The organism is Vibrio sp. 10N.222.55.C6, from assembly GCF_041473395.1.
Lineage (GTDB): Bacteria > Pseudomonadota > Gammaproteobacteria > Enterobacterales > Vibrionaceae > Vibrio > Vibrio crassostreae_C.
Map to the genome: position 1 here is coordinate 130,221 of NZ_JBFRSD010000034.1, position 12,189 is coordinate 142,409.

Below are 12,189 nucleotides of genomic sequence, written 5' to 3' on the forward strand. Positions count from 1 at the left end.
GTTTAGGTAATCTCACCTTCGGCTTGTTGATTTATACATAATCCGGCGTGATGGTTTACCTAAACTCTACTTTATTCATCCGCTTATCCATTGCGTTTACTATGACCTCATTATGAATCCCACATATTGAGGTCTTTTTATGCGAGCTTACTTTTTGTTGATTGCTTTATTGGTCAGTGGTGCTGCTAGTGCCAGTATTTCAAAGGATGAAGCGAGTAGAGCGTTGTTAGAACCTTTGAGTCATCCCAAGGTATTTAAATGTGTATCAAAGACTGGCGTCGATCTCTATCAAGCGGTTTTTGATATTGGTGTGGGATATGAAGCCGACCCTATTAACTCGAAGATGATCGTTAATTCAAGGCAAGGCCGCTACGAATATCAAATCTTAGGCGCAGTAAGGTCTGAAAGAGGCGGTGAAATTGTCGTGTTAACTCGCCATGTGGGAGACGGTGTTAAAGTTGCGGCTATGATTGATGACGAAAATGGCAAGATACTGGGGATCGGCGATAAAAATCATTATCGAGATTGTGGTGTTAGGCCACCACCTAGCGTAGCAAACATGCAAAACTTTTGGTCTAAAGGCTAAGAGATATGTGAAAGGCAAGAATTATAGAGAAAGCGCGATTGAGGCGACCTTATTGGTCGCCTTTTTTGTTGGTGAGGATAAAGCGAGCTCAAAGCTATATATCATTAATCAGTTATGCGATGGCTGAATAATACATAGCTGAACATGATGTATCGTCTAAACGTGGCTTTATTTATCTTATTAACGGCTCTGCTTAAGATGGTTCTACTCAAAACGAAGAACTAAGCGAGACTCCTATGAAATTCACTAAACCTTTTCTTTTAGCGACACTGATTGTGACTCTTTCTGGTTGCGCATCACCAGCAATGGATAACGAAAATGAGAATGCCGCACGTAATCGTGGTGCGGTAGGTGGTGCTTTATTAGGAGCAACAGCCGGCGCTCTAACTGGAGATGCGAGTTTAGCCGTTAAGGGCGCTGCATTAGGTGGTGTGACCGGTGGTGTTGCGGGTTCAATGAAAGATACGGACGATGCAAGAAACGCACAACGAACCCAAGTTACTGCTGATGGTCTAGCGCAAGACAATCGCACTGATGCAGAAAAGCGAGTTGCGGAAGTAGAGGCGGAAATTAAGCTTATTGAACTGGAACAACAGCTTGCTGATCTCAAAGAAGAGAAAGAAGATAACGGTGCATAAAGCTGAAGCTACAGCAAAAGCCACAGCAAAAACCATAGCTTCGATATTCGTTTAATTCAAAATCATTCAAACAGAATGGCCACGTAATGTGGCCGTTTTTGTATCTAAAATACACACTTCAAACAATGAATTAATTCAATAACTTGTATAGATACTCACGCCAAGTAAACTAGACTCAGTTTAGATATTAATTTGGTTTGAGAAGCGCAATAGTCATGAATGTCACCTTAAGGGCCGCAAAGCACGCGGATTTAGAACAACTTAACGAGTTAATGTTCGATCTCCACCATCACCACCACCTTGCTAGCCCAGAGCACTTTAAAACGGCAGAAGAGATTGAGCAGGAAAAAAGCATTGCACGATACTTGGATGACCCTGAATGTTTGGTTTATGTGGCATTAAAAGGAGAGCTCATTGTTGGCTTTATCTCTGGGCATTTTTGTGAGCTTATCTCAACGGTCAGCAAACCAGTGCCGATGGGAAGTGTCGATGAACTGTTTGTCTTGCCTGATTATCGAAAAGAATCGATTGCTGAAAAGTTGTTTAACAAAGTTGAAAGTACTTTTGATGATTATGGGGTTGAACAAGTCTTTGTAGAAGTTTGGGACTTTAACTCGCCTGCCAAGGACTTCTATCAAAAAATGGGGTTCACACCTCACATTCAATGGATGAGGAAGGCTTTGCACAAAACGTAGACAGCGATTTTGTGTGGCTTTGATTACAATAGTTCAACTGCAAAAGCAGTCTTCAATATTCTTCTATTATTTTTTAGGTAAACTCGTTGGTTATTCGATATTTATTAGTTTTCATACTGTCTCTTTTGAGTACTACTTCCGCTTGGGCAAACGACACTTTGCCCGATCATATCGCGGGCGCCTTGTGTGTAGTACGTGCTGATAACCAAATCGTGTTGGTTGATGAGTTGATCACAGGTCAATTGTCTCTACCGGGAGGCACTGTTGTTTCAGGTGAGCCGCCAGCCGTCGCGGCGCAACGTGAAACGTGGGAAGAGGCTGGTTTGTCGGTAACGGTCGGTGATGTGCTAGGTTATACCGACAGTGCCGTCGTGTTTGATTGTATTTCTGACTCTGAAGTGATCAGTTACAAGGCTCGAAATGAGTTAGGTGGCTTTGAGCTGCCGATTTGGTTTGCTCCTCATTATGGCGTGGAAGTCAGCCGAGCGATGTTACTTCCTCCTACTGAATTGCAAGATCACCAATACCGCTACCCAGAACAGTGGTCTGAGATTAACGAGCTGTTTTTATCTGCGACAGATCAACCGGTGACGTATGTGACTGAGCTGGTGGGCGCGGCACCCAAAGTCCATCAAGTTGAATTAAATTGGATTGTGTCACTTCAAAACACGTTCGATAAGATGCCAAGCGTATTTGTGAATACTGTGCTTTTGACTGACTTGTTGGCCAAGCCATGGGTCTTCATTGTGATATTGCCGTTAATTGCTTGGTACTTTGGCCGTAACTTCGCGTTGAAGTTTGGCTTCACTTTGATCTCGGTGACACTACTTACTTTAATCGCGCACCAAGGTTTTGGTTTTCCACGTCCACACGCTTACTTGCCAACATTGAAACTGGTGATGAGCAGTGGGTATAGTTTTCCAAGTCTGTTGGCTGCCTTGTGGGTCAGTTTAACCTTGTTAGTCTTTTGGAAACTAAAGCGCCTCTTGGAGCAAAAAGCCATTCTGGTAGTGCTCGCTGGCCTGCTGTGGATCATGCTATTTAAGTCTTATTCAGGTAGTGCGTTTTTTAGTGATGTATTAATGGGTGGCGTATTAGGCGCTTTAACGACGTGGCATATCGTGAGATTAGACGCGAAACCGGATGTTGATATTAGCGCCTTATTGAGTTCTAAAGGTGTTTGGTGGGCATTGTGCTTACTGTCGATTGTTCTGACGGTGATATGGCCACTGCCAACATTCTCATTCTGGGTGGCGATTTTGATGACGATTGCATGCCTAGTGACGTTAACAGACTCGAAACCTTTGGTTGGTCAGTTCTCATTCAAGATCGTTCTTGGAGTGATGGCGATGTTGTTAGCGGGAAATCTGCTGATTAGCTGGGCTGGAAGCTTTGTCTCTTTCAGCGGTATTGCTTCATTTATTGTTGAAACGTTACGTTTCCCAATCTTGATTCTGTTTGGTGTGGTGGCATTTCGTCTGCCATGGAAAAGAGAGTAAGCGACTCGACTAACACAAAATCAAAAAGGCTGTGCAGTGCACAGCCTTTGTCATTTCTGAAACAAGCAAAAAGTAATTCTTATTAGAACCTGTTGAGCGTTTATGAGTTGAAGATAAACTTCTCAATCGCGACCGCTACACCATGGTCGTCGTTGCTAGCTGTGATGTGATCCGCCAGTTTCTTGGTTTCTTCCATTGCGTTTTCCATTGCAATGCCAAGGCCTGCGTATTCAAGCATATGGTGATCGTTTTCAGCATCACCCATGCAGATGACTTCTTCCGCTTTAATGCCTAAGTGTTTCGCTATCGCTTCAATACCGACACCCTTGTTTGATTTCGGGTTTAGGAACTCTAAGAAGAATGGTGCACTTTGTACGATAGTAAACTGAGTCTTAAGCTCTTGTGGCAACTTACCGATGATTTCAGTCAGCTTGCTTGGTTCAGCGACAATCATAGTTTTGATGATTTCGTGGTCATCTTCTAGTTGAGAAAAGTCGAACTCGGTTATATCTAAGCAATTAATACGCGCTTCAATACCAGTGTACTCATTGTTCTCAGGTGTGATTAAGCCGTGGATCTTGCTGAAAGCATGGACATAACCACCAAGCTGTTCAGCGAGGGCAGCAATCTCTTTTGCGGCTTTACCGTTGCTGATCTCACTGTGAATGATCTCTTTTGTCGATACGTTCTGAACCATAGAGCCGTTGTAGAAGAGTACAAAGTCATCTTCGCCGTCAATCGAAAGCTCATCTAATTTGCTTTGCATGCCTTCTAAAGGGCGACCAGAAGCGAGAACTACTTTCACACCTGCAGCTCGTGCTTTGGCGATTGCGTCTTTGTTCTCTTGAGAAATCACTTTTTCACTGTTGAGTAGTGTGCCATCCATATCAAGAGCAATCAGTTTGTACATGTTGTTCCTTACTAAAAAATTAAAAGCTAACGAAATCTATGGGCGAAAGGATAAGGGAACTTGAAAGTTCAGGCTAGGGCTTTGATCAACTCATTTATCAGTACTCATTTGTTTGACCAAAAGGGGGAAGTGCTTTAAGGTCTGCGGTTGATTAATTTCATCAAATGATTGAGCTGAGGGAAAGTTGTACAAGATTAATGAAATGTTTGAAACCATTCAGGGTGAGGGCGTGTTTACTGGCGTTCCCGCTGTTTTTGTTCGTCTGCAAATTTGCCCAGTGGGCTGTTCTTGGTGTGATACCAAGCAGACCTGGGAAGCGTTGCCAGAAGAGGAAACCAGCCTTGGCGATATTATGGTTAAGACAGAAGATTCACCTACTTGGTCAGCAATCGATGCACAAGGAATCGTGAATGAATATATCAAGCAAGGTTACACTGCTAAGCACATTGTGATTACTGGTGGTGAGCCATGCATTTATGATCTTGTTCCTCTTACTGAAGCGTTTGAGCAGCACGGTTGTCGCTGTCAGATTGAGACTAGCGGAACATCAGAAGTTAAAGCCACACCGGACACTTGGGTTACGGTGTCACCGAAAGTGGCGATGAAAGCGAAACTGGAAATCTTAGATAGCGCCTTGCAACGTGCTAACGAAATTAAGCATCCAGTAGGTACAAGCAAAGACATCGAACAACTTGACGGTTTATTGGAGCGAGCAGCAGTTCCTAACGACACTGTTATCGCTCTGCAACCAATCAGCCAAAAAGACCGCGCTACTCAGCTTTGTATTGATACCTGCATTGAGCGCAATTGGCGCTTATCAATACAAACTCACAAATATTTGAGCATCGCATAGGTTGTATTTTTACTGGGCAAGATAAGTCGCTAGTAGAAGGTTCACGTAAGGATTTAAGATGAAAAAAGCAGTGGTAGTATTCAGTGGTGGCCAAGACTCAACAACGTGTCTTGTTCAAGCATTAAAAGAGTATGATGAAGTTCATGCGATTACGTTTGATTATGGTCAGCGCCATAGACTCGAGATTGAAGTTGCTGAGTCATTGTCGAAAGAGCTTGGTGTGAAAGCGCACAAAGTGATGGATGTGACTCTGTTGAATGAACTGGCTATCAGCTCTTTGACTCGTGACGATATTCCTGTGTCTCATGAGCTGCAAGAGAATGGGCTGCCGAATTCATTCGTTCCTGGTCGTAATATTCTATTTCTGACTCTAGCGGGTATTTACGCTTACCAAATCGGTGCTGAAACCGTGATTACAGGTGTGTGTGAAACAGACTTTTCTGGTTACCCTGATTGTCGTAATGACTTTGTGAAGGCGATGAACTCTGCACTTGTACAAGGTATGGACAAGCAGCTTGATATCAAAACACCGCTAATGTGGTTAAACAAGGCTGAGACATGGGCGCTAGCAGACCAGTACTCAGCACTTGAACTTGTTAGAAACAAAACACTGACTTGTTACAACGGCATTGTTGGTGATGGCTGTGGCGATTGTCCGGCATGTGAACTGCGTAAAGTTGGCCTTAACGATTACCTCGGTGATCGCGAAAGCATCATGGCTGAGTTGGTTCGCAAACAGGCTGAGAATAAATAATTTCAGGTAAATCAATCGGTTCGTTATATGCATCAATAATGCAGTTTCGGCCGTTGCTTTTGGCTTGATAGAGTGCTTGGTCGAGCACTGAATACAAGTCATCAAAGTCACTTAATGCGTTTGAGGTTGCTAGATAAGCAAAACTCGCGGTCACATTAAGTGACTTTTTGCTTTCTGATAAAAAGACAGTGCTTGAAATGGCGTAGTGCAACTCTTCAACGCGTTCTCGTACCTCTGCTGGTGGGGTATCGGTTAACATGATGACAAATTCTTCACCCCCTAAGCGACCAAACAATTCACCATTCACTAAGTGTTTTCTAATTTGATCACTAATATGGACCAGTGCCCGATCACCAGTAGGGTGCCCATGCTCATCATTAATCTTCTTAAACTTATCTAGATCGAGCAGCACGAGCACATGCTGTTTGTCCGTCCCTTTACAGCGTTTCACTCTTTTGATTCTTCGAATTATCTCAGTTCGGCTATATGCTTTCGTTAAGCCATCAATTGCTGCTTTTGCGCGAACCGTTTTGTTTATCAATACCGTGAAGCTTGCAGCGCAAAGCAACAGAATAACAACGATGTTGTACATCCATCTTTGATGTTCCATTTTTTCAATTTGAACGCGGTCGAGTTTCGTCTGATGTGTCAGGAAAGAGCTTTCTAGTTCTTGTTCATATTTGGCGTGCGTCAGGCCGAGCGCTTCGAGTGCGAGTCGATTATCGATATCTCTAGCTTCCATTTGTATTGATGAGTATCGCTGGTAGAAATAGAAAGCTTGTTGGTAATCGCCGAGTGATTGATGGATATCAGAAAGCTGCAGAAGTGACTGCGCGATGTATTTATGCCTCGTGACTTGTTCTGCTAATTCTAGCGCTTGTCGAGCATAGTTAAGTGCTTCCGTTGGCAATTTCTGTTCTTCGAACATATCGCTGATCGCCAAGAAAGCATTGATGCGAATGACATCATTGCTCAGTTCGCTCGAAGCTGAAAGAGACTCGATTAGGAAGGCTCTCGCCACATCATAGTTTTTCGTTTGAGTGTACGCCTTTCCTAAGCCAAGACTTGTGAGTGCGATACCGTAGCTATGCGACGATGAGCTCAACAGTGTTCTTGCTGTCTGAAAGTGATGAATTGCTAGGTCACTTTGCTCTTGGTTGAGGTAGAGATCCGCAAGGCTGTGATGCACTTGTGCTTTCATTAAATCTGAAGCGTTTTCTCTGAGAGTTAGAGCTTGCTCTAGATACTCCGCCGATTTTTCATATTGCTTTAATTCTTTGAGCAAGTTACCCACATCGTTGTAAACCCCAGAAATATCATGTCCTTGTGGAAACACGTTTATTAGTGATAGGTAGGTGTCTAGTGCAGCTTGATAGTCACTGCGGAAATGATGATTGTTCGCGATGACTCGATAAGTCCCGAATTTTGGTAATACTGGGTCAGCGATATCATGTAAATCTGATTGAAGCGCAGAGCAGTAATGGTTTGCTTGATGATATTTAGCTTGCTCGTTAAGCGATCGGCATAGCTGGTACTTTAGTAAGGCTTTACCAGTTAAATCACTGCGAGATTGCATTTTCGCCAAGAGTGTTAGAAAGCCTTGTTGTGCTTGTTCATATTGGCCTTTGCCGTCTTTCCTCAGAGCAGAAATAAACGCTGTTTCTATCGCTTGGTAGTCGCTGTCGTTTGAAGCGATTCCGTAGAATGGCTGATCACGGTGGCTCATGTATTTATACAGAAGAGACGCAAGGTAAAGCTTATCTCCATAAACCGTTGACCCGATGTAGCGTGTTTGCAGCATGTTTAATGCGCGCTCAGGAGAGTGGTTTAAAGTAGATAGATAAAGTGCGTTCCAATCAGCATTTGGAGTAGAGCTTAAATTGGAGGTATCGACTAGTGAATAGTGGTCACGATCTGACGTTGATACTTGGCTATAAGAACAAAAGCTAATGAATAGTAGAAAGGTAACAAAAACGAAGTGATTCACAAGAGACGATCAATCAGATAAAGAACGATATTCTATTATTAGTTTGATGTTGCTTCAAATTTTGAAAGGTACAGCTACGAGGTTATGCGAGGTAGATCTCTAATTTATTGATACTAATCAGAGGTATATCGGTCGCACGATTTGCGCGACCGATATCGGAAATTAGATGTATAATTTCGCTAGGTCAGAAGGCTCAAGCTCTTTGCCTTCTAATGTTGCATTCCAGTTAGTACCAACAAGAACGCCGTCTTCAGCAAGAGTCAGTAACCAATCTTCTACAAAGATATCTAGTGGAATTTCTAATACTTCGAAGTCAGCCCACTCTTCAACGTTGTGAGTTTGAGCATCTTCTTTTGAAGACCAGAATGGCATCACTTCGCTGTTTTCGAATTCACTTGAGTCACATGCTAGCCAACCTTCTTCATTGCGAAGGCCCCATACCAGTTTAGTTTCTTGTGTTTCAGAAACGAAAAGTTCTAGATTTGCTTGAGTATCAGCTGTTAGTTTGCTCATGGATTAATTCTCTATGTTGATAACGTGGCAAGATTAACATTATAGACGGCTTAGGTATATGCTATTCAAGGAATTATCACCATACTGAAACGTTAACTTAAGATAACGTTTCAGTATGGTAAAAGCTGGGTACGCCTACTTTTTAATTTTGGTGAAGATGTGCCATTCTTCTTTGATATTACCCTTAAATCCAACAACGGAAGCAACAACTTTTCGATGTAGTGCGTGATTGATTTGGGTGTCATCACTGCTGAATTCAGAATCACCATGACCTACGATGCTGACTCTAGATGGCTGAATACCGTTGCTAATTAGCGCTCGTCTTACATGTGATGCACGTTCTTTCGAAAGCTTTAGGTTATGTTCCGCGTTACCTACTTTGCTGGCATAACCTTGCAATTCAATGCTGGTACTTTCGTAGCGCTTTAAAAATGCCGCCATTTGGCGTATCTGCCCTAGAAAGACAGGGTTTATTTCCGTTGAATTATTAGCGAAGAGTATATGCAGCTCTTTCTTTTCCGATGACTCGAAATATGATCCACAACCGTCGTTATCGATCTCGGCACCAATTTGTGTATCGGGACATAAATCTCGCGCGTTTATTACACCGTCATTGTCATCATCTTGAAGATCGTAAATTTGAGTGACCGGCGGTAGAGCGCGATATTCGAATTCATCTTCGTTGTTTTCAGCTAAAGCATTGGCAGATACAACCATGAAGCAAAGCGATAATACTGTGTTGGTAAGCTTCATTAATATTCCACCTTTTCATTCCATTCTTCTGGGATCTCAACTCGTAAACCGATGAGTAGGTTACCAGTTGCGTTCATTACGCGATATTTTGCGTATTGCTCGTCATACTTAGCATCTAAATAGCCTTTACGAGCTTCGAATAATTCATTCTCAGTGTTAAGTAAGTCGAGAAGGGTACGTTTACCGATACGGTATTGTTTCTCATATGAGATTACCGTGTCTGATGCCGAGTCTACGTGGTCAGATAGGAACTCTTTTTGCTGAACCGTTAAATCAAGTGCGCTCCATGATAGACGTAGACTCTCTTCTACATTGCGGTAAGTACTTTCGCGAAGGTCCTTGGCTTTGTTGAGTTGGTAGGCTGCACTTTCTGTGCGGTCTTGATCCGAACCACCATTGTAAAGGTTGTATCTTAAACGAACCATGGCAGAAAACTCATCGCTGCTGCCTTCTGTACCACCGGCGTCATCACGCCAAGTTTGAGCGGCTTCAAAAGAAACAGTCGGGTAGTTGGTACTCTTAGATTGTTTGTATTGGAACTTCGCTGAGTCAACATCGGCTTGTGCAATCTTAATGACTGGATGCTGGTTAAACGCTTTTGCCAACGCACCATCAACGGTATAAGGAATTGCACCCGCATCTGCGCGAGGGAAAGTTAACCCTAAAGGAGATTGACCAACAAGTCTTTTAAACTGAGTATGCGTATCAAAAAGGTTGTTTTGAGCAGCAAGCAAATTCCCGTGCGCTTTCGCAATACGAGCTTCAACTTGTGACATATCTGCGGTTGAACCAATACCTGATTCCACGCGCTTACGAATATCGTTATATATCTCTTTGTGCGTCGCTAAGTTACTTTCCGAAAGAGAAAGCACTTCATAGGCTTTCACTGCATCAAGATAAACCTTTGTTACTTCTAAAGCGATGTCTTGCGCGTTAGATAGTAGTTGATAGCGCACGGACTCTGCATCAGCCGCAGTACGGTCAATATCATTGGATGTATTAGCGCCATCCCATATTAACTGGGTCAAGGTGATCGTTGCTTCTTTTCTAGTCAGATCGGTAGTGTCTTGGTTGGTTGCTAGATCAGTATGTTCATAACCAATCCCACCATCTAAGTCTATACTTGGTCGATAAGCACCACCAGAAGCGTCGTTAAGATAACGCTTACTGATATATTCGTTATAAGCACTTTTGATTTCAGGGTTGCTTTCTAATGTAAACGCAACGGCTTGCTCTAAGGTTTGTGCTGTTGTCGGCAAACTTAGCGCTATAGCTAACCCTAATGTTGTCGTTTGAATGTAATTCAATTTCCATCTCTCCAAATTGGACTGCATCTAAACCTACGCTTTTTAATGTGCTAGATACGAAATTTAGATGAACCGCCAAAAAAATAACGTTCGCTCGAGAAGCTACCGTAAATGGTTGTAAAGTTGTTAACAGTTTGCTGTGCGTTTTATGATGATTTTGAGAACGTCAATTTTACGTTTTTAGCTCTGTTATTTTTCGCAAACACAATAACTTATATTGATAGTGTGAGCACTTTCATTATTGTGTGATGTGATCAGCGTCATTACCTTGTCACTCGGTATGTTAAATGTACGATTCATAACTAGGAATTATGTGATGTTAAATGTTATATTTCGGCTAATATTATAAATAAGATGTCACAAAGTTGACGTGACAAGCGAAAATGGTTTTTAGGGGTTGATATGGACATTACAGCATTGAATTTGACCGGTGCTCTTGCATTGGGTCAGCGCATTGTTATTTCAGTTGATGGCACGGTTAGAGTACTCGAAGAGGGAGAGCCTCTACAGGCTGGAGATGTAACTCTTGAATCTCAAAATGGACCTAATGAACCTCAGGTATCAGTTAAGCGTTTTTCACCTGAAGACGGTGAAGTTGAACTAGACCAGGATATCGCAAATATTTTTGCCGCATTAGAAGAAGGTGAAGACCCTACTGAGTTAGGAGATGAGTTCGCTACCGCTGCTGGTCAAAATGGTTCTAGCTTGGCAACTAGTGGGACTGTAGAGCGAGACGGTGAAGAAACGATCCCAGCAACCGAATTTATAACAACGGGATTTGAAGCGCTGGGCATGTCGCGAACTCAAAGCCTGAGCCTTCTAGAGCAATTCCGTTTCGTACAACAAGAGCCAATCTTTGTAGACCTTTCTTTTAGCGCGCTTGAAGATGCACTAAGTGCATCTGTTCCAGAAGATACTTTGTTAAGCGGCCAGTTAACTGCGACCGATGCAAATAATGACCTTCTTACCTTCTCAGTTGAATCGGGCCCTTCTAACGGTAGCCTTACCCTAAATGAAGATGGCTCTTGGCAATACACTCCAGATGCAAACTATAACGGCCCAGATAGCTTCCAAGTTATCGTGACGGATGAAACTGGTCTGACAGACACGTTAACTGTCACAATTGATGTTACGCCAGTAAATGATGCGCCAGTAGCAGAGCCTAAGGACCGTTCCTTATTAGAGGACCAGGTTATTAGCGGTAGCATCAATGCTACGGATGTAGATCAACCTGTAGGTGAACCATTAGTGTTTACTACGGACACCTTAGTTGAAGGTCTAACTTTAAACGAAGACGGTAGTTATGAATTCGATGCGTCTTCTTATGGTTATCTATCCGAAGGTGAAGAACTAAAGATTGAAGTACCAGTCACAGTAACTGATGACCAAGGTGCAACTGATACAACAACGTTAACTATCACAGTCACAGGCACTAATGACCTTCCAATCGCAAACGCCGACACTAGTGCAGTGGAAGAAAACAGCACCGTAACCGTTGATGTACTGGCTAACGACACCGATTTAGACGATGGTGCTCAGTTCACTTTAGACAGTGTGAGCTCGGACAAAGGTCTGGTGACTATCGTTGATAACGAACTTGTGTTTGAAGCGACTGGCGAAGATTTTGATCACCTGCCAGTAGGTGTAACAGAGCAAGTCGTGGTGACGTACACGATGAGCGATGAAAGTGGCGA

General features: G+C 42.9%; 12 protein-coding genes. 7 read left to right on the plus strand and 5 right to left on the minus strand.

What is annotated here, in order from left to right; genetic code table 11:
- The first annotated feature begins 139 nt into the window (after window positions 1-139).
- The 4 genes from AB4486_RS18545 to AB4486_RS18560 all read left to right on the plus strand — a co-directional run bounded on the left by AB4486_RS18545 (window position 140) and on the right by AB4486_RS18560 (window position 3,418).
- Window positions 140-586: a hypothetical protein gene (locus AB4486_RS18545; RefSeq protein WP_372118097.1), complete on the plus strand. Its 447-nt coding sequence runs from the start codon at window positions 140-142 to the stop codon at window positions 584-586.
- 236 nt (window positions 587-822) lie between these two features.
- Window positions 823-1,224: a glycine zipper domain-containing protein gene (locus AB4486_RS18550; protein WP_017062298.1), complete on the plus strand. Its 402-nt coding sequence runs from the start codon at window positions 823-825 to the stop codon at window positions 1,222-1,224.
- A gap of 215 nt (window positions 1,225-1,439) precedes the next feature.
- Window positions 1,440-1,919, plus strand: coding sequence for a GNAT family N-acetyltransferase (locus AB4486_RS18555; protein ID WP_009846623.1), 480 nt, complete (start codon window positions 1,440-1,442; stop codon window positions 1,917-1,919).
- Window positions 1,920-2,005: 86 nt separating this feature from the next.
- A complete protein-coding gene (locus AB4486_RS18560) occupies window positions 2,006-3,418 on the plus strand; it encodes an NUDIX domain-containing protein (protein ID WP_372118099.1) in 1,413 nt (470 codons plus the stop codon).
- 100 nt (window positions 3,419-3,518) lie between these two features.
- Here AB4486_RS18560 and AB4486_RS18565 read toward each other — a convergent pair whose 3' ends face one another.
- A complete protein-coding gene (locus AB4486_RS18565) occupies window positions 3,519-4,328 on the minus strand; it encodes a Cof-type HAD-IIB family hydrolase (protein WP_017062301.1) in 810 nt (269 codons plus the stop codon).
- A gap of 184 nt (window positions 4,329-4,512) precedes the next feature.
- Between AB4486_RS18565 and queE the strand changes: the two genes are divergently transcribed.
- Window positions 4,513-5,181, plus strand: coding sequence for a 7-carboxy-7-deazaguanine synthase QueE (queE, locus tag AB4486_RS18570; protein WP_346762947.1), 669 nt, complete (start codon window positions 4,513-4,515; stop codon window positions 5,179-5,181).
- Window positions 5,182-5,239: 58 nt separating this feature from the next.
- Entirely contained in the window at window positions 5,240-5,935 is a 696-nt protein-coding gene (queC, locus tag AB4486_RS18575; RefSeq protein ID WP_017063822.1) for a 7-cyano-7-deazaguanine synthase QueC, read from the plus strand.
- On the opposite strand, the gene AB4486_RS18580 is transcribed toward queC, so the two are convergent.
- The 4 genes from AB4486_RS18580 to AB4486_RS18595 all read right to left on the minus strand — a co-directional run bounded on the left by AB4486_RS18580 (window position 5,895) and on the right by AB4486_RS18595 (window position 10,495).
- Window positions 5,895-7,922 (minus strand): diguanylate cyclase, encoded by a 2,028-nt coding sequence (locus AB4486_RS18580; protein WP_372118102.1) that lies wholly within the window; start codon window positions 7,920-7,922, stop codon window positions 5,895-5,897. The two genes, queC and AB4486_RS18580, sit on opposite strands and share 41 nt — an antisense overlap.
- A gap of 162 nt (window positions 7,923-8,084) precedes the next feature.
- Window positions 8,085-8,435, minus strand: a complete 351-nt coding sequence (locus tag AB4486_RS18585) for a DUF2750 domain-containing protein (protein WP_017062305.1) — start codon at window positions 8,433-8,435, stop codon at window positions 8,085-8,087.
- A gap of 135 nt (window positions 8,436-8,570) precedes the next feature.
- Window positions 8,571-9,188 carry an OmpA family protein gene (locus AB4486_RS18590; protein ID WP_017062306.1) on the minus strand — a complete coding sequence of 206 codons (618 nt, stop codon included), beginning with the start codon at window positions 9,186-9,188 and terminating at the stop codon, window positions 8,571-8,573.
- Window positions 9,188-10,495: a TolC family outer membrane protein gene (locus AB4486_RS18595; protein ID WP_017062307.1), complete on the minus strand. Its 1,308-nt coding sequence runs from the start codon at window positions 10,493-10,495 to the stop codon at window positions 9,188-9,190. The genes AB4486_RS18590 and AB4486_RS18595 overlap by 1 nt, the downstream gene beginning before the upstream one ends.
- A gap of 402 nt (window positions 10,496-10,897) precedes the next feature.
- Between AB4486_RS18595 and AB4486_RS18600 the strand changes: the two genes are divergently transcribed.
- On the plus strand, window positions 10,898-12,189 hold a 1,292-nt coding region (locus AB4486_RS18600), incomplete at its 3' end, for an Ig-like domain-containing protein (RefSeq protein WP_372118105.1).

Bases quoted from the DNA above. Each gene is read 5' to 3' on its own strand.
- AB4486_RS18545 (WP_372118097.1), top strand. From the start codon at position 140: ATGCGAGCTTACTTTTTGTTGATTGCTTTATTGGTCAGTGGTGCTGCT.
- AB4486_RS18550 (WP_017062298.1), top strand. From the start codon at position 823: ATGAAATTCACTAAACCTTTTCTTTTAGCGACACTGATTGTGACTCTT.
- AB4486_RS18555 (WP_009846623.1), top strand. From the start codon at position 1,440: ATGAATGTCACCTTAAGGGCCGCAAAGCACGCGGATTTAGAACAACTT.
- AB4486_RS18565 (WP_017062301.1), bottom strand. From the start codon at position 4,328: ATGTACAAACTGATTGCTCTTGATATGGATGGCACACTACTCAACAGT.
- queC (WP_017063822.1), top strand. From the start codon at position 5,240: ATGAAAAAAGCAGTGGTAGTATTCAGTGGTGGCCAAGACTCAACAACG.
- AB4486_RS18585 (WP_017062305.1), bottom strand. From the start codon at position 8,435: ATGAGCAAACTAACAGCTGATACTCAAGCAAATCTAGAACTTTTCGTT.
- AB4486_RS18590 (WP_017062306.1), bottom strand. From the start codon at position 9,188: ATGAAGCTTACCAACACAGTATTATCGCTTTGCTTCATGGTTGTATCT.